The sequence below is a fragment of the Nitrospira sp. genome (assembly GCA_035968315.1).
Classification (GTDB): domain Bacteria; phylum Nitrospirota; class Nitrospiria; order Nitrospirales; family Nitrospiraceae; genus Nitrospira_D.
In genome coordinates this window covers 958,827-981,653 of record JAVYIN010000005.1, presented here as the reverse complement: position 1 = coordinate 981,653, position 22,827 = coordinate 958,827, and the positions used below count along the sequence as shown (strand labels likewise).

Here is a 22,827-nt window from a genome sequence, read left to right as displayed (position 1 = left end):
ACCTAAGTTAGCCTTTGGTAGATAGAATCCGGTGGCAGATGCCAAAATAGCCAATAATGAATGTATTGGTTCTCATGGTCACACGGTACGGTGTTTGCTCTCACCACAAGGCATGGTAGGGCGGTATCTCACCCGGTGATTGTGGAGGCCTGATCATGGAACTGCGCTCGCTTGAGGACGTGTTCTCCCAATATGCGTCGGTTGCACTGCAGGATCAGACTGGAGGAGAGACGGAGGGCGCGGCTGCGATCTCCGCAGAGAGCAGCCCTTTGTGGCGCCGTGCCGAAGCGCGTACGGCCTATCGGCAACAGTGCTCGTATGAGGTGCTTGAGGCTGCTGAAGCTGAGTCGCTTGTCATTGAGCAGGGCGAGGGCTATACGCTCAACCGGAGTGCGGACGGGATCCTGCTGTTCATGGGACGCTCCATTCAGGAAAAACAGTTAATCGAAGTGCATACGTCCCGCTCCAGATGGGGCCGGACCGCGAATGTCTATGAAGTGCGATGGAGCAAGCCGGTTCAGATGGAGTCCGGGGAGACGTTGTATTTACTGGGAGGCCGGCGGATATTCGGTCCCTGCGACTACCTGTCGTTTTAATCGGTGTGATCGTATCGGTTCCGTGAATCGGCGTTACTCGACCCGGTAGCCCTTCGCAGCCAGGCAGGTATCTCGCATCGCATTGATGGTCGAGAGTCCGTGCAGCGCGCGGGCATGGTCGGCGGGACTTTGCTGCCCAGGACCGAAGGGATAGGGCGAACGCTGGTTGTAGAATGAGTCTTGATTCGCCATTCTAGCTTTGTAGTCACATTCCATATAATCCCGCTCTACTTGGGCCTGGCTGTAGCCGGCTGGATGCCCGCCTCGTGCGTAGGGGCCTGACGCGCAGCCGTTGAGCCCCATGATGAGCATGCCAAGCAGCAAGACGGCATGTCGATATCCCCACATGAAGGTATTCCTACCATCGGGACGGATGCCGGTCAACCGACCGCCCCGGTAATGATCTCGGCGCAGCGGTGCGCGCTGACGACGGCGCTTTCGATGTGATCCGGCCAGCCGGTGTCCGTCCATCCTCCGGCGACCAGCAGATTATGCATAGGGCTGCGCTGAATCGGCCGCGACAACGCGGTGCCCGGTGTGAGTGAGAGCATGGCCTGGTCCCTTCGCTGGACGGAGATGGGGAAAAGGGCTGTGTCTGGGATGGCCGGCATGATGCTGCGCAGATCTTTCCTGGCGAGCCCAAACAGGACTTCGTCTGTTGGCGGGGCGCTGGTGTCATCAACGGTCAGCGTCAATCTGAAGGTGGAGGATTCCGATTCCGCCGCAGTGACGGTGAGCCGTTCGAATGAGGTTCCGGAGAGCAGCAGGAGCCGGGGGGCCCGCTCGTGCCGCGGCCCTCGGATCTCCACCGTCAATTCGTGGCGGTTTCGGAGTTCGCCGACCTGTGAAAAGTAGGCATAGCGGGTGAGCAGCCGATCGGGAAGGAGCGCCAGCAGGTGGCGGTGAGGGAGCGCGGAGAGGTACCACGTGGCTTGCAGGGCGGTGCCGTCGCACAGCCGCACATGAGCGATGGCGTTGCGCTCGAAGTGAAGATAGGGCAGGTCCCGCTGCGGCAGGACGGTGACGCCGCTGTGCGCCAGGGCGGCTGCGAGTGGTGCCATGATCCGGTCGTCGAGGGAGCCTTCGAGCAGCGTGAGCTGTGTGGCGCTGGATTCGCTGAGGAATGGTTGTGCGACGGCCTGAGCGAATGTGGCGGCGGAAAGCGTGGCCAGCCGGTTGCCGGTGAGGAATCGCACGAGCGGATCCCACACGGCGTCACATGCGGCTTGGCTTTGCCCGATGGCGGTCAGCCAGGCGGCGGCGGTGCGTTGTTCCAGCGAGGTCGGGACGGCCGCCTCCTGTTCCCAGACCCGTTCCAGATAGGAGAGCAACTGCCAGCGATCCTGCCAGGATAAGCCACGAAACCGGACGAGGCCGGCGATCCAATGGAGCGATCCCGGCAAGGAGGTGGACCGATATGAGACGATGCGCCCGTCAGGGAGCCGGAATTCCAGCGGGAGCGCGTGATCACGGTATGCCGATCCCTGGGGGTGAAGCGAGTGGAGGAGTGCCCATGTCCGCCGATGGCAGCCGAGCAGATAGGCGGGGGAGGGCGAGTCCGAGGTCCAGCGTGGATGTTCGACGAGGGTGACCGGATAGCCTTGCCGGGCTAAATCGGCGGCGGCGATCAAGCCCGGCAAGGTGCGGCCGAGAATGATCACGGACTCTGTGTGCGGTGTGGTCACGAGAATCGAGCGCGCACCCATATGCCTGCGGCGATGGCCAGCCGGTGGCCGGTCGAGAGACGGATACGGGGGCCAAACACCTGAAAGCCGCTGTCTTCGAGCTTCTTGAGAATCCGGGCGTACACACCGCGCATGATTTCGGCCACGGTGAGCGCGCGCCGTTCCTGTTTGGAGAGCCCGCTATAGGCGGCGCGGGCTTTGTCGTAATACTGGTGCGCGCGGGCCGCTTCGAATTCCATCAGCCGCGTGAATTCCGGCGAGTAGGTCCGGCGCCGCAGCGCTTTTTCCGAGTGCTGGCAGGCTTTCAGATCTTCCAGCGGCAGGTAGATGCGATTCTGCTCGGCGTCGGTCCCGACGTCGCGCAAGATATTGGTCAATTGAAACGCCATGCCCAGCGCCACCGCATAGTCTTGCGCGCGGGGCGAGGTGGCGCCGAAGATGTGGAGGCAAATCAAGCCGACGATGGAGGCGACGCGGTAGCAGTACAGCGACAGCTCGTCGAAGGTGAGATAGCGGTTGTTCTGCAGGTCCATTTCCACGCCCTTGATCAGCTCCTCGAAGTAGACCTTGGGAATGCCCAGCGCTTTGACATGGCGGGCCAGGCTGATCGTGATCGGCCAGGTCGGCGTGCCGTGATACGCGGCGTCCAGTTCTGCGCGCCAGCGGGCGAGCTCTTCCTGGGGCTGGCTCCCCGGCGGCGGTTCGTCCACGGCGCTATCGACGGCTTTGCAGAAGGCATAGACCGTGTACATGGCCTGGCGCCTGGCCTTGGGCAGGAACAGGAAGGAGTAGTAGAAGTTGCTGCCGCTCTGTTTCGTGAGCGCGGTGCAATAGGCTTGGGCTTCATCGGCGGTCATCATGATGGAGTCTCTGTCCTTATACCGGCGGCCATAGGCGGGTTTCGAGCTCGGCGAGCTGGATCTCGGCGAGGCTGTGGGCGATGGCGTGGGCTTCATGCAGGTCCTGGGCGGTATGGGTGTTGGCGACGGCCAGCACTCTCATGCCGGCCGATTTTGCCGCGCGGATGCCCGGAAGCGAGTCTTCGATCACGAGGCAGGAGCCGGCTTGCAACGCCAGCGCAGGGCGCTGTTGCGACAGGCCTGCCAGCGCATAATGAAACGGTTGCGGATCGGGTTTGCCTCGGCTGACATCCTCTGCGCTGGTAATGTGCAGGAAGGCGTTTCGGATGCCGGCTTGTTCGAGGATCAATTCGATCTCCGGGCGCAGCGCGCCGGAGGCGATGGCCAGCGGATAGCGGGCCGCAGCGGCGCGGACGAACTCGCGCACGCCGGGGAAAATCACCAGATGATCGTTGATCGAGTCGAGATAGGCGGCGGCTTTTTTTTGCATCAGATCGCGGACGATTTCCGGCGTGACCGGACGTCCATTGGCCTGGAGTGCCGCGAGAAAACAGCCGCGGTCGTCGAAGCCCAGATAATTAGTGTAGTAATCAGGCTCGGTGAGCGTGATGCCGATGTCCTTGAGCGTCCGGCTGAGCCCGGCATAATGGAGGGGTTCGGTGTCGGCGATGACCCCGTCGAAGTCGAAAATGATGGCGCGCAAGGTATTCATGTGTGGTCTCGATGCCATGGGTTCAACGTCTATGAGATTAACGGGGGCGCATTATAGCACAGCGGGCGGCGACACAAGGTTGTATCGCCGCCCGCCGGTGTGAAACCAGATTCGTATTGACGCTAGGGTTTGAGGCGCAAACGCTTTTCAGCCACCCACCCTTTCGCGCCGTCGTCGCTGCGGACGGAGTAGACCCAGCCGGTTGGCTGGAGATCCCCGTCAAGAATCGTGAGGAGGGTTCCGGGACGAACTGTAAATCCTGGCTTGGTTCCTGCCGCGTCTTGTGAAAACGTGAGGGTGTCGCCCGCCGTGGCTGGATCGAGGACCACCGTCACCCGTTGTCCTTCGCCAAACATCGGAGCAGGGACGGCGACGGCAGGCGGCGGCGCGGCGATCGGACCTTTGGGTGCCGCCGACGGCGCAGGGGGCGTGGTCGGAACAGCCGGTGCCACGGCGGTTGGGGCCGGTGCTGGAGCCGGAGATGTCGCTGCTTGGGGGGCTGCCGTTGGCGGTGCGGCTTGGGTCGGTGCGGCTTGAGGCGGCGCGGCGACGGGCGCCGGGGCAGCGGCTCCCGGTGCGGCCGGAGCCGACATGGGGGCTGCCGGTTTCGCGGCGGCGGTCGGCTGTGGCTCCTGAACGGCGGTTTCCCCGAGCAACTGGTTCACCCAGTCCAGGACCATTTCCGGTTCCATGGCTACATAGGCACCGCCGCCGACAAGGGCGAGGAGCACGATCCAGAGCAGGGGACGTCCGCCGGACTTTTTAGGGGACTTCTTCGGGGACGATGAGCGTGTTTCGGTCGTCTGCTCCAATTCTTCTTCCGTGAATTCCAGATCCGGCTCCGGTTGAATGGCAAAGAACAGATTGGAGAGCGGACTACCCGTGTATGACGGGCCGGCAGCGACAGCGAACATCAGGCACCTCCCTATGGCGAGCGTCGATCTTCTTGCAAACTCTGTGAAACTACTTATCACCAAGGGGGGGTGGAGTCAATTTTGTGCGCAATTTCTGCACGGCCTGTTCAGGGACGGTATGAACCGGAGGCGAGGCTTGGACAGGCACAGCTTTCCTCATAATTGGTCGCAGGCTGTTTAGAAAGGCCGTCCAGCAAGGCCGCAGCAAGCAAAGAGGCGACGCGTACTGATGAGCGTACGTGGAGCCTCTGAGCGCCGCGAGAACGCCGCTGGCGGTCTTTCTGGACTGCCTGCTAACAGGCTTGCACGTGAGAGCAGGAGAGCACCTGATGACTTCGGCTGCCGGAACGGAAGACGGTGAGCCCCTTGCATCCGAGCTGATGGGCGAGGCGAAAGGCTTCGGCCACATCTTCGGGCGTCGCCTGCATGGGGAGGTTGATGGTTTTTGACACGCCACTGTCACTGTAGCGCTGGAAGACGGCTTGCATCCGCACATGGTGTGAGGGGGGGATGTCATGCGCGGTGACGAAGAGGGATCTGAGCGGCTCTGGGATGGCGGTGAGGTGCCGGATGGATTCCGTCCGGCTGATGTCGGCCTGGAGTGTGGCGAGCGGCAGTCCGTGACGGGCGGCCGCTCGCATGAATTCAGGATGGAGGCTGGTGAGGGTGAGCCCCTCCAAGACGCGGCGCACGATGCTGATGCCATACAGAGGCTCAATGCCGGCCGAGCAGTCCGCGATGATGCTGATGGTGCCGGTCGGGGCGATGGTTGTCACGGTGGCATTGCGCCGGCGGTCTCCACTGGCGTGCAACCGGCTTTCTGTGAAGGCGGGGAAGAGGCCCCGCTCCCGTCCCAATTGCGCGGAGGCCCGGTGCGCCTCGAGTTGAATGAATCCCATGAGCCGATCGGCGACGGCCAGGGCCTCGTCTGTGTCGTAGGGAATGCCAAGGTGAATCAGCAAGTCGGCAAAACCCATGATCCCAAGCCCGATCTTGCGAGTCAGCTGGGTGTGGCTGGCGATGGCGTCCAAGGGAAACCGGGAACGGTCGAGCACGTTGTCGAGGAAGCGCACGGCGGTTGGAATGACGGTCCGCAGGCGGTTGAAGTCGATGGCGGCGCGTCCCTTGGCGTGAGACACGAACCGGGCGACATTGATCGAGCCCAGCGTGCAGGATTCATAGGGCAGCAGCGGCTGTTCCCCGCAGGGATTGGTGGCTTCGATCGCGCCGAGTTGCGGAGTCGGATTGGCGCGATTCATGGTGTCGAGAAAGACGACGCCCGGTTCTCCCGATTGCCACGCGGCCTCGACGAGACGGTCGAAGACCTGTTCGGCCGGAAGCCGACGGACAGACCGGCCGGTGCGTGGATTGATCAGCGCATAGTCTTGGCGGCGCTGCACGGCGCGCATAAAACGGTCGGTCAGACCCACTGAGAGGTTGAAATTGGTCATCTCCGATGGGTTCTGTTTGAGCGCGATGAAGTCGAGGATATCCGGGTGATCGACTCGGAGGATGCCCATGTTGGCGCCGCGTCTCGTTCCGCCTTGCTTGATGACGTCGGTTGCCAGGTTGAAGACCCGCATGAAGGACACCGGTCCCGAGGCCACCCCGTTGGTGGTGGCGACCCGGTCGGCCTTGGGACGAAGCCGGCTGAAGGAGAAGCCGGTGCCGCCTCCCGATTGATGGATGAGGGCCTGGTATTTCACGGTATCGAAAATCGATTCCAGTGAGTCGTCGATCGGCAGGACAAAGCAGGCGGAGAGTTGTTGCAGGGGGCGTCCGGCATTCATCAGGGTGGGGGAGTTGGGCAGAAAGTCGAGACGGTGCATGAGATCGAAGAATTGCCTGGCGAGATGCGGGACGCGGGCGGTGCGCGGGTAGTTCTGCTCGGCCCGGGCAATATCCTCGGCCACTCGCCAGAAGAGCCCGGTGGGGGATTCGCACAACGTGCCGCGGCTGTTGCGCGCCAGGTAGCGCTGGCGCAAGACGGTCAGGGCATTCTCTGACAGCTGCCGTGGAGACCGTCGTGGAAGGGCTGCCCGCATAGAACTATTATAATCCCTTCGCAGGATTGCAACAGCCTCTTGCCGGCATTTTGTGGGGCCACTTGAATCTCTGAGGATCCGTTCGGCAGAATGCCTGTTCGACACACGGACGGGGCCGATGAAATCCTATCGCGAAGAACTCTGGTTTGAGACGAAGACGCGCCGCGCCTATCTCAATGTGACGCCGCAGGTTGAGGCGGCGGTCAAGAAGAGCGGGGTGCAAGAGGGGCTGGTGCTCGTGAACGCGATGCATATTACAGCGAGTGTATATATCAACGACGATGAACAGGGTCTCTTGCGGGATTACGATGACTTTCTCGAACGCCTGGCGCCGCAGGAGGCGGTCTACCGCCACAACGACACGGGTGAAGATAACGGCGATGCGCATCTGAAGCGGCAGATCATGGGCCGGGAAGTGGTGGTGGCGATCACCGGTGGGACGCTGGATCTCGGGCCATGGGAACAGATCTTCTATGGCGAGTTCGACGGCCGCCGCCGCAAGCGCGTGCTGGTGAAAGTGATCGGCGAATGAGGCCGCGTCGAATAGCAGGCGGGCGTTTGTGCAACCGGAATACCCTTCGTCCTTGCTCCGGTGGGGAAAGTTTGGCAACATGGATTGTGAACACGGTCGACGCGTTCCCGCCGTATGCATTATTTAGGAGAGCTTGATGTTAGCCTGGTCTCGGCCCGATCCCCTCACACGCGATCTCATTCATCTGATCAACGCCCGGCGTCACGACCATGGCGATACCGAGGCGGCCATCGATACGCTTCAGGCGTTTCTTGAGCAAGGCCGGGAAGCCGAGCTCTTGACGGTGCTGGCGGCGCTGGACGAGGACATGGCGGAGTGGCTGTTCGATCTGCTGGCGGAGGCCAGCTGCACGCTCATGCTGGATGGGCCCGATGACGACAAGCCCGCCTATGCGACGATGGCGGCCTTGGCGCTTCCGTTGCAAGCGAATCTGACGGCCCCGCTCAATCTCAAGATCGATCCCATCGCCACGGCGGAGCTGCTGCATCGCCATCTTCGGCTGCCGGCCGGGACGGTGGTGCGAGTGGAGTCCCGCCTGTTGACGGATTCGACGCTGGAGCTGCTGGATTTGCAGGCGTTGCAGGACCATTTGACCAATGTGGCCGATTCGCAGCGGACGCAATCGGTGGCGGCGCGGCTGTATCCGCCGGTTGAGAATACGGCATTTTTGCTGTTTGAAATCATCGGGGCGCCGGATCCCGGCCTGCCGGAGGCATGGGAAGATCGTCATCGCCGCGCGATTCTCGAAGGCCTGGTCGAGCAATGTCCGGAATTGGCGCTGGCTCCCGATACGATCGAGGCGCCGGTCTATGCCGCGTACGCGACCTTCGATGCCCAGAATGCCGTGCGGATTCACCGCCTGGCCGACGAAACCGCCGCAGTCTGGCGCGACCTCGATCCGCTCGTACGGTCGCGCACGATCGTGCATCTGCACACACAATGCGGCAATGGCGTGTATATGCCGGTCTGGACGGATTTGTTCGATCCGGAGCTGCCGGAAGAACACGGCCCGGTCTGGACGTCTCCGGATGTATGGGTCTTTACCGCCGATCTGCCGATCGAGTGGCCGGGAGAAATGCTGACGAATCGGCTGCTGGCGGAAGGGTGCACGCGGTTCGAGAACCACATTATCGAAGCCCCCGACAATTAGCGCGTCTTTTCTGCCGCCTCCGTTCTGCAAGGGATTGTGCCAGGCCTGAGCGCCGGTGTTGCGGGAAATTCCAGCTTTCCGTGATTTTCTCCACAGACTGCCCTATGCTGGACGCACATCATGGCTTCGCCGCAACCACAGCCGTATTCCAGCCGAGTCCTCACGATGGTCGTGTCTCTTGCCGTCCTGGCAGTGGTGTGGACTGTGGTGTGGGCGAGTTTGCCGACGTTGGAGGAGCTGCGGGCGTCGAAAGTGCCGCCGCAGGCGGCGGAGACCGCCCCTCCTTCGCCCGTGTTGGACCTGACGATTCCCGGCGTGCCTCCAGCGGATGACAAGGCGAGTGCGACTCCCTCGCCTGTGGTGGTGGTGAATGGGGCCGAAGGGCCGAAGGCGGGAACGGATCTGGGGATGCCGTCGGTACCGCTGGATCCTCGGGCCAGGCAAATCGTCGAGATGAAATGCGATGTGGAAGTGGAGCAAGTGTGCCCCCAGTCTCTGCCGGAAGAAGAACGACGGCAATGCATGGAACGCCGCATGACACAGTTCCCGCTGATGTGTCAGCAGATTCTTCAGCCGCGACTGGTGCGGTGGAAAGAACGCTCAGGCCATGCCCAGGCTTGTGTCGAGGATGTGCAGCGGTTGTGCCGTGAGATACAGCCGGGAGAAGGACGGGTTCTGCAATGTCTGCAGCGTCATGCCCAGGATGTCTCTGAGTCGTGCTATAGGACGCTTCCCAAAGGCTCCCTCACTTATCGAAACTAGCCGGACGTTCCCTCCACGCTATTTCCTTTGTCCAGCGCCTATGATTCGAAATGCCGGTGGTCAAGCCGTCTGAGCACAGCAGGAACCGGTCGCCTGGTTACAGCGGAGTTTCGCCGAGCGTTACCTCCACCTACCGATCGACCCAGACGGCGTGAGTGACCAGATTCCGGCGCGGAGACCGTTCTGCCGCCGCTTCCGGCCGATATCCGATTGGGCGGCATGGAAGAGGTCAAAGGCCATGGGTGCTTCGGTCTAAGCGGCAAGTCCCTGGAGGCAGGCCCGAATGGCCTGGGAAAACTCTCCGGCCCGCCGAAACCGAAGCGCCGGATCTTTCTGCAGGGCGCAGTTCAAGACTTCCAGCATAGCCGGAGGCAGGTCTGGCCTGATCGTGTGTATGGATGGATAGGGATGATGGGCGATGGCAAAGAGCAGGGCGGAGAGGTTGTCGGCGGTGAATGGAGGCTTGCCGCTCAAGAGCTCATAGAGCACCACTCCCAGCGAAAAAATATCGGATCGGCCATCCACTTTCTTGCCCGCGATCTGCTCGGGCGACATGTAGGTCGGGGTGCCCAGCACCACATCGGCTTGAGTCTTCGATGAGGAGGCCATCTTGGCAATGCCGAAATCCATGACCTTCACGATCTGGTCTTTGGTGACCATGATGTTGGCCGGTTTAATGTCGCGGTGCACGACCCCTTGTTGATGTGCGTAATCCAGCGCCTCGGCGACTGTGGCCAGAATGGGAATGAGTTTGTCGAGCGGCAACAGGTTCGGTTTGCGCGACCAGTCTTTGAGCGTGTTGCCTTGGAGCATTTCCATCGCAATGTAGCCGAGATTCGCTTCTTCCCCGGCATCGTAAATGGTGACGATATTGGGATGGGAGAGGCGGCCGGTCGATTCAGCCTCGCGGAAAAACCGCAGCGTGACCTCCTGCTGTTTCTCCGCATCGTCGGTTTCATCCAGGCGCATGGTTTTGATTGCCACGAATCGCTGAATGGTCGGGTCTTTCCCAAGGTAGACCACTCCCATGGCGCCGCGGCCCAGTTCCTTGAGCACCTTGTATCGTCCAAGCGTCGCTGGTGGAGCACCGGTGTCGCTGGCTGTGTTGGAGGCCGAGGGAAAGGAATCGGGAGTGTCTGCTCCGTCATCGGCCTGCGCGTGTTCGCCGAATGCGGGTTTTGATTTGTTCCGGCCCTTGGATGGCGTGGGATGGGAAAAACACCGATGCAGCGTCTCAAGGTTCAGCAACCAGGTGGCACTCAACCAAAGAGTGACGGCAAGCAGGGTTGCCGTGTAGCCTGTGTAATAGCGGTGGGGGCCGATTCGGTCGATCAGCGGCTGTCCGGCGACTCGGAGGGTCTTATCCGCGAGAATGATTACCGCGATGGTGATCAGCGGCAGAATCACGCGCCGGGTAAATGAAAATCCTCGCCCATTCTCCGGCATGGTCCGGAAGGCGTGAAATGCGAGGAGCCAGAGGGTCAGCAGGCCGGTCGCTTCCACGATGAGGCGGATTGTCTGCGGTCCCGTCAGTCCAAAGAGCGTCAGCGGAAATGTGTGCGCGAGAGGGAGCTTGCTCAGCAGCGGCCCGGCAAACAGGGCCACCAGCGAGACCATGGCAAATTGAATGAGCCAGCCGGACGCGTTCGACATCATGGGTTGTCAGGGGCAATTGTCCGAAGTCTAACGGAGTGGCGGAGGGAGTCAATGAATAGCGGGAAACATGCAGAAGGCTAGAGGCGAGCCGTGGCATCTTTGAGTTTTGTGAGCAGGTGGTCGGGGACGTGCAGCGTGCCCTTGCCGATTCCGACCTCGATGTCCGGTTTGGTGATGCCGTGAAAATCGCTGCCGCCGGTCACGAGCAGGTCAATCTGCTTGGCCAGGCTCAGGTATTCGCGGGTCTGACGGGGGGTATGGGTGCTGTAGTGAACTTCCACGCCATCCAGTCCGTCGGCTTTGAGCTGCCGAACGAGATCGGTTAATGTGCCTTCCGTAGTTTTGACCCAGGTCGGATGAGCCAGGACGGCCAGCCCTTGTGCCGCCTTGATCCATTGGATGGCGTCGGCGGGTTCCGGCAGGTCTCGCGGGACATAGGCGGGCTTGCCGTTGGCGAGGAAGCGGTCAAAAGCTTCTTTGGCCGAGGTGACGACCTTTTTGTCCATGAGCACCCGGGCGATGTGCGGCCGGCCGACCGAATCGCTTCCGGCGACGGCGCGCACCTCGTCGTAGGTGATGTCGATTCCGAGGGATTGCAGCCGTTCGATGATCTGCGGGTTGCGGCGGTGACGGCTGTCTCGCAGGGTGGCAAGGCGCGCATTCAGTTGCGGGTCCTGCCAATCGAGAAAGTAGCCGAGCACGTGCAATTCCGATTCTCCATAGCGCGAACTGATTTCAATGCCCGGGATGATCTCGATGCCGAGCGCCTGTCCGGCTGTGATGGCCTCCGGAAGGCCGGTGGTGATGTCGTGGTCGGTGATGGCCAGTGCTGTCACGCCGGCCTCGTGGGCCAGCCGCACGACCTCGGCCGGAGGCAGGCTGCCGTCCGAATGGGTTGTGTGGAGATGGAGGTCGATGCGGCTCATGCAGGCAGCGCCAATCGCTGGGGCTTCTGGGCCACCAATTGCGCGGTATAGGTCGCGCCGGAACCCTGCACGCCGTCGTGGGCCCCTTCGTCGTAGTGCCTGATGTGAAGCGGCGATGCCAGCGAGAGCAGTTCGTTCTGGGCCAGGCAGAACTCACGCCTGCGCGGATGGCCGTGCCGGAGATGGTTGTCGATTGTGAAGGTTTCATAGATGAGGACGCCGCCCGGCTTCAGGGCCTCGATAAGCAATGGAAAGAGCGGGCGGTGGAGATAGAAGAAGACGGCGATGGCATCGTACCGTTCTCGGCCGAAGGCCGGATCGAACGGGGCCGGCTGTTCGAGATCCACGGTTCGAGTCGTAATGGCCGGCAGGCGGTGCGCCGCTGCCGATTGTGCAAGCTGAGCCAGCGCGGCGCTGTCACGATCCACGGCATCGACATGAAAACCCTGAGCCGCGAGCCAGAGCGCATGCCGTCCGCTGCCGGCCGCGACATCCAGCACGAGGCCTTTCGGCAGGCGATGCGTTTGCTGCAGGAGAAACGGGGCCGGTGCCGAGCCGCTCTGTTCCGGGTGGTGCTGGAGTCTGGTGCGAGTCAGGGAAATGCCAACGGAAGTGGTGACTTGGCTAATGGGAGGATGCAGTTTTCGTAACCACAGCGTGGCGCCCTCGATAGGGAATTCTGTGAAGAGCGTGGAGAGGAACCGCTCGGCCATGGTCTCCAGCAGGCAGGCCTCTTGTGCGGTGCCGATGTCCACGATGCGCCGGGCAACGGCGGCATAGTCGATCGTGTGCGCCAGATCGTCGGAATGCCCTGCCGGTCCGATCCGGCAGTCCAGCTTCAGATCGACGGCCAATGGCTGCGCTTTGGCCCGCTCCTCAGGCGTGACGCCGCAACGTCCGCGGAATTCCAATCGTTCGATAATGATCTGTTCCGGCATGCGGGGCATTGTGAGGATCGGCATTCAAGGTGTCAAGCAAGGTGCGTGCGCCGCTCATCCGCCGGCGAACACCGGGCGAAAGCCTGCTGCGGTGAGGATGCGGGCTACACTCTCGCGCTGATCGCCCTGAATTTCGATCCGTCCTTCTTTCACCGTGCCGCCTGCGCCGCAGGCCTTCTGCATCTCTTTCGCGAGCTGTTCTTTTTCGGCCTGTCCAATTCCGACAAAACCCGTGACCACCGTGACCGTTTTGCCCCCGCGATGGGCGGTGGAGCGGATGATGTCTACCCGTCCACGGTTCTTCATTGGCGCGGTGGGTACTAGGGCTGATTGGATGGCCGTCGGTTGGTTCGCGCGGTCCGGCGGGAGCGTCACGTTCTTGAGTGCCGCGAATGGGCTTGCCCAGGCCGTGGGTTCGCCATCTGTGGGAATGCGGGTTCTCTTGGTCATGTCATCTCTGATCAGGACTTGAACGGAGTCGAGGCGGCTTTCAGGATCGTCCATTCGATATGTGCGCTATGGGAGCCTTCTCCCACCCACATCTGTCCTTCTTGAATGGTGCAGGGCAGCTGCATGCTGGGTTGCGCGAGCTCTGCCAAGGCGCGGCTCCCGTCTGACGGAAGATTGACCACCGTGAGATTGTGCAATCGCTCCAGGGTGCCTCGGTTCTTCTCCCACCACAGATCAGCCCCTCGGCCGCCGTAGGCATACACCACGACCTGCTTAGCACGGCCGCAGGCCTGGCGGAGCAATTTCTCCTCCGGCTGGCCCACCTCGATCCAGAGGTCGATGGCGCCGGTGAGATCCTTTTGCCAGAGCGCCGGTTCGTCTTCGACGCCGATGCCCCGGCCGAAGGACAAGTGTTCGTGGGCGTGTAATGCAAAGGCCAGCAGCCGCATCATCATGCGCTCGTCAGTTTCTGACGGATGGCGCGCGAGCGTGACCGCATGATCGCCGTAGTATTGGCGGTCCATATCGGAGATTTGCAGGGACGCTTTGTAAATGGTCGCGTTCAATGCCATCGTATCAGTGTTCCGTCACGGCAGTTCCGCGATGTACATGCCTTCCACCCGCTCCCGCGCCCAGGGCGTTTTGCGCAAAAAGGTGAGGCTGGATTTGATACTGGGGTTATGCAGGAAACAGCGGACGGGGAGGCGTTTCCCCAACACCTCCCAGCCGTGTCGTTCGACCAGTTGCGTGACGATGGTCTCCAGCGTGATTCCGTGCAGCGGATCGCGTGGATGGGGCGGTGGTATTGGTTGGTTCATACGCGCGATGGGCTTTCTTACAGCAGAGTACTCGGTACGGTTGTTTCCTGCAAGATGTGCCAACTGTGGTACGTACGTCCTCTGTGCTGGGTGCTTGACCTATCCTAGTTTGCCTGAAATGCCCGAATGAATTCTCCCAGCAAAGATTCTTGGTCGGACTCGAATTGCTGCAAAGACACTGGCGGGGCGATCTGGATATGTTCCCGGGCCCAGGTGTCGCTCCAGATGCGGATCCGTTGGTTGCGGATAAGCGTGACTTGCTCGACGAGAAAGAGTCCTGCTTTATAGAAAACCTTACCCGGGCAGTGCTCGCTGATGGCCCGCTGGGTCATTTCAAGCGACAGACTCGCCGTATCTTGTCCTTGAGGTTCGAGAGATATGGAAAGGCCCGCGGCTCTGAATTGACGAAGCGCTTTGGTTGCAAGCGGGGGGGTCAATCGCCCCGCTACGACCGACAACTGCACCCTGTCGAGAGAAAGGCCGTGCATGCTAACGCCGGTGCGGGTATCAGGTGTCAAAGGCGAAGGCCCATCATCACCGTGTGGATTCATCGAGTTCGCCTGTTCGGATTCGACTTTCTGTTGGGGTCGCGCGGAATTTGCCAGTTGGTAAGCTTTAATAAACCGCCAAATGAGCCAGTCCAGATCCTGTTCAAGTTCTTCAATCGTCAACGGCGGTCGTGCTTGAGGAGAGGTTTCAGCAGACCAGGTGATGTCCTGCATCACTTCGCTGTTTCTCGGCACGAGTACCGGTTCGATGAGGACTATGGAGGGGGTATATAAGACCTTTGTTGGGCAGATGTCGCCGAGCGGTGCGGGATAGAGCGTGAGCTTCAGCAGCGCAGTGGGTGCGGTATAAGTCTGAGCTGGAGAATACAGAGAAAGGCCAGCTGTTAGGAAAAGGTTTGTCACCCGTTCACGAAATCGGTCCGTCATCTCTGGTGCCGACTTGACCACGAGGCGAATGTGATGCAAATCAAGATCGCGCATCACCGGCAGATCCCGGTTCGGTGGATTTGCGATCCCCTGTGTGGGGACTGAGAATACAGATAGGAGCAGGAGCAGACCTATCCTAAGGAGCGGAGCGACCGTCGTGATGGGCCCCGTCGTATCCCGTGCTACAGTGACCGGTCGCTTCGGGGATGGAAGGATGGCGGGATGCAGGGCAGGAGCCAGTAGAGACTGTTTCCGCATTGGACTAGACGTTGAACCGGAAGTGCATGACATCGCCGTTTTGGACGACGTATTCCTTGCCTTCCAGCCGCATCTTGCCCTTTTCTTTCGCGCCTGCTTCGCCCTTGCAGGCGATGAAGTCGTCGTAGCTGATCACTTCCGCTCGGATGAAGCCCTTTTCAAAGTCGCCGTGAATGACGCCGGCGGCCTGTGGGGCCGTGTCCCCGACGTGAATGGTCCAGGCGCGGACTTCTTTCACACCCGCCGTAAAGTAGGTTTGCAGACCGAGCAGTTCGTAGGCGGCGCGAATCAGGCGGTTCAGCCCCGGTTCGGTCATGCCGGTGTCGGCCAGGAATTCCTTCTTTTCTTCATCCGACAGCACCGAGATTTCTGATTCCAGCGCGGCGCAAATGGCCACGACCGGCGCGCCTTCTTGTTTGGCAAATTCTTCCACACGGGTTAAGAGGGGATTATTCGTGAACCCTTTTTCCGACACGTTGGCAACGTACATCACGGGCTTGAGGGTGAGCAGGCAGAGCGGCTTCAAAAGAGCCAGCTGCGCCGCATCCAGCTTCATGGTGCGGGCCGGTTTGCCCTGGTTTAAACAGGCGGCCACCTGATCCAGCAGTTCGCCCAGCTTCGCGGCGTCTTTATTGCCGGCGCGCACGAGCTTGATGTTTTTCTCCTGCGCCTTTTCCACGGTCGTCAGGTCCGCCAGCGCCAGCTCCGTGACGATGGTGGCAATGTCGGAGAGCGGATCGACCTTGCCCGCGACGTGAATCACGTTGTCGTCCTCGAAACAGCGCACCACGTTCACGATGCCGTCGGTCTCACGAATGTTGGCGAGAAACTGATTGCCCAAACCTTCGCCCTTCGAGGCCCCGGCGACCAGTCCGGCAATGTCCACGAACTCGGTCGTGGCGTATTGGATGCGCTGCGGACTCACGATCTCGGCGAGCGCCTTCAGCCGTTCATCCGGCACTTCCACGATGCCGACATTCGGCTCGATGGTGCAAAAGGGATAATTCTCCGCTGCGATGCCCGACTTGGTGAGCGCATTGAAGAGGGTAGATTTGCCCACGTTGGGCAGCCCGACGATTCCGCATTTCAAACTCATGACGATCCCTTCATCTAGTAAGACGGCCGGTTGAGAGGTGCTGTTTCCAACGCGCCTTCGCGGAGGCTGAGAGGGGGCAGGAAAAGCAGTTCCTTATTCTACGTTGTCAGGGGGGCTCGGGTCCATCCCTCAAGAGTCGGTTTACGGGATTAAGCCGATGGGGATGGAGCGGGAAGAGGGCCAATGCTTGGCCCCCCTCCTTCGATAGGCAGGTGAGGGGGCGGAGACTATTGTCTAAATCAGATTTTGCGAACTTCTCTTCCGATCATGCCGGGCCGGTTCTTACCGTTCCCAGGGCACGGCGTGCTCGCGTTCTGTGTCATGCGGGCTATCCGGCCGTTCCAAATCTTCCCGGAAGGCAGTGGCAAACTCGTTACGGAGATAGGCGTCGAAGACTAAGCGATCAGTGAACGAGAGGCGCAACGGCGTCTGGTGGCGGCTCGATGGTTTACGGGCGACCTCCACGATAGTGGCATTGGAAAAGCCGATCCGGTCGAAGCCCTGATAGATGTCGTCGCGTTTCCAGGGAACGAGATTGCCCACGGCGTATTTCAGGGGCATGATGACAGCGTAGTCGAGGAGCGTTGAGAAGCCGCCCGCCACCACGCCGACTTTCGATACCACATCTTGATTGGCGCCCGACCCGGTATTGAGGTAGACCTTGAAGGCCTCCGGATACCGTGGATCGACCAGCGCCTGTCCGATACTTGGCCCGGCAATGCCGACGGCTTTGACGACACGGTACTTATGGTGTGTGAGAATTTGCGAGGCGGCGGCGCTGCGCTGTACCCCGCCGCTATGACCGGCGAGATAGAGACGATCCTCACGGCTTGCATGGTCCAAGATATACCGGACTTCGCTATAGGCCGGGCCATGGGAGAGGTTGAACATCGACCAGACCACATCGATGACGGTGCCATGGCGGTAGGGAGGGCTATAGACGTCGTAGGTGGGGTAGCTGTGTTTCGCAAAGAGCGCCCATAATCCTGTGTCCTGCCCCCATTTATTTCCCCCGTAAATCCCGCGAGACAGGAACAGCTTGCGGCGAATGGACGTGTCTTGCGCGATGTCGTCCTTTTCCGACCGGTCAAAGCTGAAATTGTATTGGAAGAGCTGTCCCACCAGCGGGGTCTCGAGGAGGAGGCGATAGAGCCCCCATTCGGCTCCTCCGCGGGTTTGGGTAGTGGCTTCGACATAGAGCGCGTTATAGGCGGTTTCGAGATTTTCCAGCGGATAGTTTGCGCGGTCCCGTCCGAAGGCCAGCCCCGCGATGGTGCTGAAGGGGATTTTGGCCAACTCAAAGGCTGCATTCTTCAGCCCAATCACGAGTGAGAAGGGGTATCCCGTGATGCGCCAGGGGTTGTCTTGCCAGGGCAGGAGGTTTTCCGTGGACCGTTCGGGGGACGCTGCTGTGACAGGCTCGACCAATGGCTTGGGGTCGGCCTCATTGGCATAGACGAGGTCATAGCCGATCAAGCGGGCCCTGGCGGCAGTCCCGGTGGAAGGTTGGCCACTCTCCGTCAGAGTGTGCTGGAAATAGAACGTCACTCCATAGCGAACCAAGGTTCGATCTTCATCCCAGGGTAGTTCATAGCCGAGAACAAGATAACGCTGGTTCCGCGGTGTGCTCGCGGCCTCAGCCTGGGTCATGTCGGACAGGAGCCGGTCGTAGAGGTCTGTGGGAGAAGTGACCACGTGATAGAGGGATTGCGCGGCGAGGCAGGAGGCATCCCCTCCTGTCGCCGCCAGGTTCTGTTGTGGGTGGGCCGTGAGCGGGATGGATAGTGTGCCGCACCACTGCGATTGACGCATGGCGGACTGTTCGACGAGACGGTAGGTATTGCGAGGGTCCTGGTCCGGCAAGAGTTGGCGTTCGGCCAGTTGCTGGACGAGTATGGCGGAGCGAACGTACTCGCGAAAGCGGTCCAGTTCCTGGTCCGGATCGGTCGCGTCCACGGCATAGGCCGTCAGCCATTTTTTCGCGACCTCTTCGATGGGGGGGAAGTGGGTGGCCTGCACGGAACGTCCCTTGTCGTCGGTGCATTGTTGCAACGCTTGCGTCGCTTCATGCAATCGATGTTCGAACCGATCTTGTAGCGTGCGAACGGTCCAGTTGGATGAGGCGTATGTGCCGGCGACCTGTTTCACGACCTCGTTGAGGCGAAGCACGCAATGGGCTCGCCCGGCGTCACCCGCGTCAGGGTTCGGATCGTCGATGGCAATGGAATAGGGCAGGCTGGATGCGCAGCCGGTAAAGATGAGAAGGCATATCATGGTGGCGATGAGTTTCATGCAATCCTCTCTCAGTGAGCTCGTTGCGTGGGAGAATAGTATTGCGAATCTGGTCCTGTGGGCCTCGTGTGCGTCTGCCAAAAAATCCACAATGGATTTTAGTTGAGCACATTTTCATTAGTAGGATGTGCTTATGCCACATCGAATGCCATCAGGCAAGAAGGCGGACTGCGTTGAAGCCGGAGCAGGCACGTTATATGGGGGCGCGGCGCTATCCCATCGCAGCCCAGATCTTCTGCGCGTTGTCGCCGGTAAACGTCATGTCATCCTGTGCTGTGGAGCTGCGCTCGAAGTAGAGATGGAGCAGTCCTCCGCCAAAGTGCGCTTCCCGGACGAGATCGAGATTGATCGCCACTTCACCGGCCCGTTCTTCATCCTTCACTTTGATAAATCGCATCACTCGCGCTCCCTTGTATTGCTGATGGACATCGCGTGACAGGAGAGACCACCGTGTCTCTTGCCCAAACATGCGTCTGCGGAAAAGTAAGCGGATGAAGTGCCTGAGTCAAGGTGGGAAAGATCAGCGATAGGCGCAGGCGGTCCGCCGACAGTCAGGCCTCGAGAGGTGTGCGCTGCCACAGGGTCATGATTATGTGTCTGCTTCAGGGCTAGGCGGGTCTGCTCTGTTCCACCGTACGGTGTCTGTAGGGTACGGCCTACGATTTCAGGCCACGATTGCACGGTCGTGTCTCTCAGGTGTGTACGGTTCTGTCGATTTTGAGTGGAATGGCATACAGGGCTGACAGGCTGGGGGACGTTCTGATTCTCCGTTGTATTCCAAAAATATCTATAAATCCTGGTCGCTTGGTGATCTGCGCGGAGTCGTGCCGACGGCATTGATATTGCTCATTGGGCACATGCGAGTCGCAGTGCTGAAGAACTAATCGGTGTTTCAGGGCAATGTCCGGCGAATGACTTCTTACACAATGCGCGAGGTATGTATGCGTCACATTCACCAATATGATCGGGTTTCCCAAGCTGGATGGCGTGGGATTACGTTTCGTCTCTGTGTGGGCCTTGGTGTAATTCTGGCCGGCGGTATCTGGGCATCTTCTGATGCCTGGGCGGTGAACGTGAGTCCAACGGCAGTGACCTTTTATGCCATTGAGGGTGCCGCCGATCCCTCCGTCCAGTCAGTCTCTGTGTCCAAGGGGAATTATCGTCAAGCGAAGTTGACGGCCTCGGACAACGCGGCATGGCTTGCGGTTTCCCCCGCGACGGCGATTATTACGAGCACCGCGCAGGTGTCCATGGCTGCAAAGATCAGCGGGTTGCCGGCCGGCACCTATACCGCCTCTGTCACGATTAAGTTGGATAAAGGGGGCAGCACGGTGGTTCCGGTGACGTTGTCGGTGCTTCCTGCAACGACCCTGTCAACGACTTCGACGACGACTTCAACGACGGATCCCACGACCTCGACCACGAGCTCAACCACAAGTTCGACCACGAGCTCGACGACGAGTTCGACCACCACGACGACGACAACCATCGTGAGCAGCACCAAGTCGGTATCGGTCACCTGGGACCCTGTCACCAGCGCGGGTTTGGCCGGATATAAGGTCTATGTAGGAACCACGTCGGGAACCTATGGAACCCCCATTGATGTGGGGAACGTCACGTCTTCATCGATCAACAGCCTCCTCGTCGGATCGACATATTATTTTGTCGTGAGGGCGTATAGTACCGATGGCCTTGAGAGCCTTCCGTCCGCCGAGGTGATCAAGACCATTAATTGATCGGAACCATCGTGGCTTGAGCCGAAGGAACGCCCGAGGGCCTGCAGGGTGGAGTTCCTAGGGGGGGCTTTGCCGTCAGATTATTTCCTTAGCCCTGGTGATTCGCTGTCCACTGTCCGATCCGGAAGATGAGGAACTCCGCTGGCCGCAACGGCGCTACTCCGACAAGACAGATGAGGCGCCCGGCATCAAGATCGTTCTGTGTCATGGTGGAACGATCACAGGTCACGAAGTAGGCCTCTTCCGGTTTCGCCCCGAGCAGGGCGCCATTCTTCCATTCGTTGAAGAGAAAGCCTTCGATCGTCCGGCGAACGGCATTCCACAATGGCAGGTCATTGGGCTCGAACACGGCCCACTGCGTGCCTGTTTCGATAGATCGTTCGAGATAGGAGACGTAGCGGCGCAGATTGACATACCTCCATTCAGGGTCGGAGCTCATGGTGCGTGCCCCCCATAAGCGGAATCCTCGCCCTTCGAAGAAGCGGAAACAATTGATCCCTTCCGGATTGAGGACTTCTTGCTGGCTTTTGTCGAGTGACTGCTCGAATCCGATGGCGAGAGTGAGCACCTCATTCGCGGGTGCCTTCCACACGCCGCGCTGGCTATCGGTGCGGGCATAGATGCCCGCGACAAATCCACTGGGTGGCAGCAAGATTTCAGTGTGCGTGAGAGGATCGAGTACCCGCACCCACGGGTAATAGAGAGCCGCGTAGGCGGAGTTCCATTTCGCTCTCATGGCCCGAACCTGGGCAAGGCTCTGGGCATTGCCGCAATCGAGCACCGCCATGCGGTACCGCATGCGTTCAGCCTGTGAGATGAGCGCGCTCGCAATGGCTTCAGCATCGGCTCGATACCCGTCCTCCAGGCCGAACGTGGACCCGGGCGCGGCAATGATGGAGAGATCTTCGGCCGCTTCAAAGGCGACGAGACCGGTGTTCGTATCCGATGCCGCATCCTGCGCCCCTCTGTATTCATCCGCCGTGGGGCGCCGGCCGTCATTGCCCCCGGTCAATTTGACGGTAACCGAGCGTTGTGCGTCACTCGACCGAGGACAGTTCACAGCGGAGCCAAGAGCCGGCTTTGCCTCAATCAGGGCCTGTACTATCGCCAGGCCGTCGGTGATCCCGCTGCCGAGAGTGATGATGAGAGGCACGATCTGCGGATCCTCACGAAGGCGCCGCTCGTCGGCAAACTGCGCGCTCAGCGAATCCGGCTCGCTGGTTCGCTGATGGTGTGGATCGGGCGGGAGGTCCTGCCAGACCAATCGCATGCCGTCGTTTTGTTGGACGGTTACCGTGACGGTCATCACCCGCACATGAATGCCTAGGGCGGGATCGAGCGACAGCTTTGGATCGGCATGTTGCAGACGAAGATCCGCCGGTGTTGGTGTCGTGCTGGATTTGAACCGCCAGGTTCCCTCCGTCGTATCGAATTCCGCCAGATAGAGCGAGGCCGCTCCCGGTGGAGCCACAACCGGGGAGGGTTCAGCGCCAATCCAGACGACATCATGGTTTGATAACGCACCGATAGTGGGAGCTTGGGTTGTGCCACCGAGAATATTGGGGCCCAGACGGATCGTAAACCGCACCCGCAGATTGCCGGCCGTGCCGGGGAATCGTGCGCGAAGGCTGAGCGCCTGCTCACCGCCTTCAGAGGGAAGGGACGCCCGTGCATGTCCGTCGTCGTAAAGGCCGGCGGTCGATTGTGCGGGCCTCGAGAACTCAGCCGGCGGGTATGTTCCGGCAAGGGGTTTGAAAACACGCGCGATCGCGAGCCGCTTGCCGCCTTCCGCGAAAAAGGCACGGGCCGCATGCCACATGTAGTTAGGCATCGCCGTGCGGCGGTAGGTCAGGCGCCGGCCATCCCCATAGATCCGTTCGAACTCGCTGAGACTTGTCAGGATTTCCGTCCCTGCGTCGGTGGGCCCGTACCGGGTCGGGCCGACAAATCCGGTGGTGGACGTACTGACGCCTTCGATCGGTTTGGGGCGAAACGACGTCTCTTCGAGAGAGATTCCGGGAGCGAGATAGTCAGGCATGTTGTTCTCTGGTGAACTTGTCGGCCAAGTGTAGCGCAAAGGCAGAGGCGTATCCATCACATCGGGGCCTGGCGCGTTGAGGAGGCTAGGTATTGCGGTTGAGCAGGCCCGCGAAGCGAGCGAAGGGGGTGAAGGTCGAGGGCCGATCTTGTGTGCGGTTCGGCGGTGGCTCACCGGACCTGTTGGCCACCAGATATCGCTGATGCTCGTTGTCGTGACAGTAGAGACAGAGCAATTCCCAGTTGCTTCCGTCAGGCGGATTGTTGCCGTGGTTGTGGTCCTTGTGATGGACCGTGAGCTGGCTTACCTTTTTGCCGGAGAATTCTCGTCCGCAATGTGCGCAGATCCATGGAAAGAGTGCGAGCGCGCGCTCGCGAGGGGTCTGCTCACGCGGAGAGTGATAGTTCCGTGCCATGCGCGCCTCGGTG

Annotated in this window: 23 protein-coding genes; 5 read left to right on the top strand and 18 right to left on the bottom strand. The window is 60.5% G+C overall.

Going from position 1 to position 22,827, the window contains the following annotated elements; translation table 11 throughout:
• Window positions 1-155: 155 nt before the first annotated feature.
• A complete protein-coding gene (locus RI101_08335; GenBank protein ID MEC4890055.1) occupies window positions 156-596 on the top strand; it encodes a hypothetical protein in 441 nt (146 codons plus the stop codon).
• Window positions 597-629: 33 nt separating this feature from the next.
• Here RI101_08335 and RI101_08330 read toward each other — a convergent pair whose 3' ends face one another.
• From RI101_08330 to RI101_08305, 6 genes are all read right to left on the bottom strand, one after another.
• On the bottom strand, window positions 630-944 hold the full coding sequence (locus RI101_08330) for a hypothetical protein (protein ID MEC4890054.1): 315 nt from the start codon (window positions 942-944) through the stop codon (window positions 630-632).
• 32 nt (window positions 945-976) lie between these two features.
• Complete coding sequence (locus RI101_08325) at window positions 977-2,302, bottom strand: FAD-dependent oxidoreductase (protein MEC4890053.1); 1,326 nt, start codon at window positions 2,300-2,302, stop codon at window positions 977-979.
• On the bottom strand, window positions 2,278-3,141 hold the full coding sequence (hpnD, locus tag RI101_08320) for a presqualene diphosphate synthase HpnD (GenBank protein MEC4890052.1): 864 nt from the start codon (window positions 3,139-3,141) through the stop codon (window positions 2,278-2,280). The genes RI101_08325 and hpnD overlap by 25 nt, the downstream gene beginning before the upstream one ends.
• 16 nt (window positions 3,142-3,157) lie before the next feature.
• The gene (locus tag RI101_08315) at window positions 3,158-3,853 is read right to left on the bottom strand and encodes an HAD family phosphatase (GenBank protein ID MEC4890051.1); all 696 of its coding nucleotides are present in this window, start codon (window positions 3,851-3,853) and stop codon (window positions 3,158-3,160) included.
• Between the two features lie 122 nt (window positions 3,854-3,975).
• On the bottom strand, window positions 3,976-4,767 hold the full coding sequence (locus RI101_08310; protein ID MEC4890050.1) for a hypothetical protein: 792 nt from the start codon (window positions 4,765-4,767) through the stop codon (window positions 3,976-3,978).
• A 293-nt stretch (window positions 4,768-5,060) separates the two neighbouring features.
• Window positions 5,061-6,812, bottom strand: coding sequence for an adenosylcobalamin-dependent ribonucleoside-diphosphate reductase (locus RI101_08305; GenBank protein ID MEC4890049.1), 1,752 nt, complete (start codon window positions 6,810-6,812; stop codon window positions 5,061-5,063).
• Between the two features lie 118 nt (window positions 6,813-6,930).
• Here RI101_08305 and RI101_08300 point away from each other — a divergent pair, with 118 nt between their 5' ends.
• The 3 genes from RI101_08300 (at window position 6,931) to RI101_08290 (ending at window position 9,256) form a co-directional block, all read left to right on the top strand.
• Window positions 6,931-7,344 (top strand): secondary thiamine-phosphate synthase enzyme YjbQ, encoded by a 414-nt coding sequence (locus tag RI101_08300; protein ID MEC4890048.1) that lies wholly within the window; start codon window positions 6,931-6,933, stop codon window positions 7,342-7,344.
• Between the two features lie 136 nt (window positions 7,345-7,480).
• Window positions 7,481-8,494, top strand: coding sequence for a hypothetical protein (locus RI101_08295; protein ID MEC4890047.1), 1,014 nt, complete (start codon window positions 7,481-7,483; stop codon window positions 8,492-8,494).
• A gap of 120 nt (window positions 8,495-8,614) precedes the next feature.
• Entirely contained in the window at window positions 8,615-9,256 is a 642-nt protein-coding gene (locus RI101_08290; GenBank protein MEC4890046.1) for a cysteine rich repeat-containing protein, read from the top strand.
• Window positions 9,257-9,508: 252 nt separating this feature from the next.
• Here RI101_08290 and RI101_08285 read toward each other — a convergent pair whose 3' ends face one another.
• From RI101_08285 to RI101_08240, 10 genes are all read right to left on the bottom strand, one after another.
• Window positions 9,509-10,912: a serine/threonine-protein kinase gene (locus tag RI101_08285; GenBank protein ID MEC4890045.1), complete on the bottom strand. Its 1,404-nt coding sequence runs from the start codon at window positions 10,910-10,912 to the stop codon at window positions 9,509-9,511.
• 77 nt (window positions 10,913-10,989) lie between these two features.
• Window positions 10,990-11,838, bottom strand: coding sequence for a PHP domain-containing protein (locus tag RI101_08280; GenBank protein ID MEC4890044.1), 849 nt, complete (start codon window positions 11,836-11,838; stop codon window positions 10,990-10,992).
• The gene (gene folB, locus RI101_08275) at window positions 11,835-12,800 is read right to left on the bottom strand and encodes a dihydroneopterin aldolase (protein MEC4890043.1); all 966 of its coding nucleotides are present in this window, start codon (window positions 12,798-12,800) and stop codon (window positions 11,835-11,837) included. Before folB ends, RI101_08280 begins: the two co-directional genes overlap by 4 nt.
• A 30-nt stretch (window positions 12,801-12,830) precedes the next feature.
• The gene (locus tag RI101_08270) at window positions 12,831-13,226 is read right to left on the bottom strand and encodes a translation initiation factor (protein ID MEC4890042.1); all 396 of its coding nucleotides are present in this window, start codon (window positions 13,224-13,226) and stop codon (window positions 12,831-12,833) included.
• 11 nt (window positions 13,227-13,237) lie between these two features.
• Complete coding sequence (locus tag RI101_08265; protein ID MEC4890041.1) at window positions 13,238-13,798, bottom strand: YaeQ family protein; 561 nt, start codon at window positions 13,796-13,798, stop codon at window positions 13,238-13,240.
• A 15-nt stretch (window positions 13,799-13,813) separates the two neighbouring features.
• Window positions 13,814-14,044, bottom strand: coding sequence for a VF530 family protein (locus RI101_08260; GenBank protein ID MEC4890040.1), 231 nt, complete (start codon window positions 14,042-14,044; stop codon window positions 13,814-13,816).
• Window positions 14,045-14,148: 104 nt separating this feature from the next.
• Entirely contained in the window at window positions 14,149-15,033 is an 885-nt protein-coding gene (locus tag RI101_08255; protein MEC4890039.1) for a hypothetical protein, read from the bottom strand.
• Window positions 15,034-15,241: 208 nt separating this feature from the next.
• Window positions 15,242-16,333 (bottom strand): redox-regulated ATPase YchF, encoded by a 1,092-nt coding sequence (gene ychF / locus RI101_08250; protein ID MEC4890038.1) that lies wholly within the window; start codon window positions 16,331-16,333, stop codon window positions 15,242-15,244.
• A 282-nt stretch (window positions 16,334-16,615) separates the two neighbouring features.
• On the bottom strand, window positions 16,616-18,625 hold the full coding sequence (locus RI101_08245) for a hypothetical protein (protein MEC4890037.1): 2,010 nt from the start codon (window positions 18,623-18,625) through the stop codon (window positions 16,616-16,618).
• Window positions 18,626-18,836: 211 nt separating this feature from the next.
• Window positions 18,837-19,022, bottom strand: a complete 186-nt coding sequence (locus RI101_08240; protein MEC4890036.1) for a hypothetical protein — start codon at window positions 19,020-19,022, stop codon at window positions 18,837-18,839.
• A 676-nt stretch (window positions 19,023-19,698) separates the two neighbouring features.
• Here RI101_08240 and RI101_08235 point away from each other — a divergent pair.
• Window positions 19,699-20,361 carry a fibronectin type III domain-containing protein gene (locus RI101_08235; GenBank protein MEC4890035.1) on the top strand — a complete coding sequence of 221 codons (663 nt, stop codon included), beginning with the start codon at window positions 19,699-19,701 and terminating at the stop codon, window positions 20,359-20,361.
• A gap of 88 nt (window positions 20,362-20,449) precedes the next feature.
• Here RI101_08235 and RI101_08230 read toward each other — a convergent pair whose 3' ends face one another.
• Both RI101_08230 and RI101_08225 read right to left on the bottom strand, forming a co-directional pair.
• The gene (locus tag RI101_08230) at window positions 20,450-22,399 is read right to left on the bottom strand and encodes a phage tail sheath subtilisin-like domain-containing protein (protein ID MEC4890034.1); all 1,950 of its coding nucleotides are present in this window, start codon (window positions 22,397-22,399) and stop codon (window positions 20,450-20,452) included.
• An 85-nt stretch (window positions 22,400-22,484) separates the two neighbouring features.
• Window positions 22,485-22,814 carry a YajD family HNH nuclease gene (locus tag RI101_08225; protein ID MEC4890033.1) on the bottom strand — a complete coding sequence of 110 codons (330 nt, stop codon included), beginning with the start codon at window positions 22,812-22,814 and terminating at the stop codon, window positions 22,485-22,487.
• Window positions 22,815-22,827: the final 13 nt, after the last annotated feature.

What these genes read in the sequence shown, in the direction of transcription:
- RI101_08330 (MEC4890054.1), bottom strand. Translation starts at nt 944, where the DNA reads ATGTGGGGATATCGACATGCCGTCTTGCTGCTTGGCATGCTCATCATG.
- folB (MEC4890043.1), bottom strand. Translation starts at nt 12,800, where the DNA reads ATGCCGATCCTCACAATGCCCCGCATGCCGGAACAGATCATTATCGAA.
- RI101_08245 (MEC4890037.1), bottom strand. Translation starts at nt 18,625, where the DNA reads ATGAAACTCATCGCCACCATGATATGCCTTCTCATCTTTACCGGCTGC.
- RI101_08285 (MEC4890045.1), bottom strand. Translation starts at nt 10,912, where the DNA reads ATGATGTCGAACGCGTCCGGCTGGCTCATTCAATTTGCCATGGTCTCG.
- hpnD (MEC4890052.1), bottom strand. Translation starts at nt 3,141, where the DNA reads ATGATGACCGCCGATGAAGCCCAAGCCTATTGCACCGCGCTCACGAAA.
- ychF (MEC4890038.1), bottom strand. Translation starts at nt 16,333, where the DNA reads ATGAGTTTGAAATGCGGAATCGTCGGGCTGCCCAACGTGGGCAAATCT.
- RI101_08230 (MEC4890034.1), bottom strand. Translation starts at nt 22,399, where the DNA reads ATGCCTGACTATCTCGCTCCCGGAATCTCTCTCGAAGAGACGTCGTTT.
- RI101_08325 (MEC4890053.1), bottom strand. Translation starts at nt 2,302, where the DNA reads ATGGGTGCGCGCTCGATTCTCGTGACCACACCGCACACAGAGTCCGTG.
- RI101_08310 (MEC4890050.1), bottom strand. Translation starts at nt 4,767, where the DNA reads ATGTTCGCTGTCGCTGCCGGCCCGTCATACACGGGTAGTCCGCTCTCC.
- RI101_08300 (MEC4890048.1), top strand. Translation starts at nt 6,931, where the DNA reads ATGAAATCCTATCGCGAAGAACTCTGGTTTGAGACGAAGACGCGCCGC.
- RI101_08335 (MEC4890055.1), top strand. Translation starts at nt 156, where the DNA reads ATGGAACTGCGCTCGCTTGAGGACGTGTTCTCCCAATATGCGTCGGTT.
- RI101_08315 (MEC4890051.1), bottom strand. Translation starts at nt 3,853, where the DNA reads ATGAATACCTTGCGCGCCATCATTTTCGACTTCGACGGGGTCATCGCC.
- RI101_08240 (MEC4890036.1), bottom strand. Translation starts at nt 19,022, where the DNA reads ATGCGATTTATCAAAGTGAAGGATGAAGAACGGGCCGGTGAAGTGGCG.
- RI101_08270 (MEC4890042.1), bottom strand. Translation starts at nt 13,226, where the DNA reads ATGACCAAGAGAACCCGCATTCCCACAGATGGCGAACCCACGGCCTGG.
- RI101_08225 (MEC4890033.1), bottom strand. Translation starts at nt 22,814, where the DNA reads ATGGCACGGAACTATCACTCTCCGCGTGAGCAGACCCCTCGCGAGCGC.
- RI101_08280 (MEC4890044.1), bottom strand. Translation starts at nt 11,838, where the DNA reads ATGAGCCGCATCGACCTCCATCTCCACACAACCCATTCGGACGGCAGC.
- RI101_08260 (MEC4890040.1), bottom strand. Translation starts at nt 14,044, where the DNA reads ATGAACCAACCAATACCACCGCCCCATCCACGCGATCCGCTGCACGGA.
- RI101_08305 (MEC4890049.1), bottom strand. Translation starts at nt 6,812, where the DNA reads ATGCGGGCAGCCCTTCCACGACGGTCTCCACGGCAGCTGTCAGAGAAT.
- RI101_08255 (MEC4890039.1), bottom strand. Translation starts at nt 15,033, where the DNA reads ATGCGCGATCTTGATTTGCATCACATTCGCCTCGTGGTCAAGTCGGCA.
- RI101_08290 (MEC4890046.1), top strand. Translation starts at nt 8,615, where the DNA reads ATGGCTTCGCCGCAACCACAGCCGTATTCCAGCCGAGTCCTCACGATG.
- RI101_08295 (MEC4890047.1), top strand. Translation starts at nt 7,481, where the DNA reads ATGTTAGCCTGGTCTCGGCCCGATCCCCTCACACGCGATCTCATTCAT.
- RI101_08265 (MEC4890041.1), bottom strand. Translation starts at nt 13,798, where the DNA reads ATGGCATTGAACGCGACCATTTACAAAGCGTCCCTGCAAATCTCCGAT.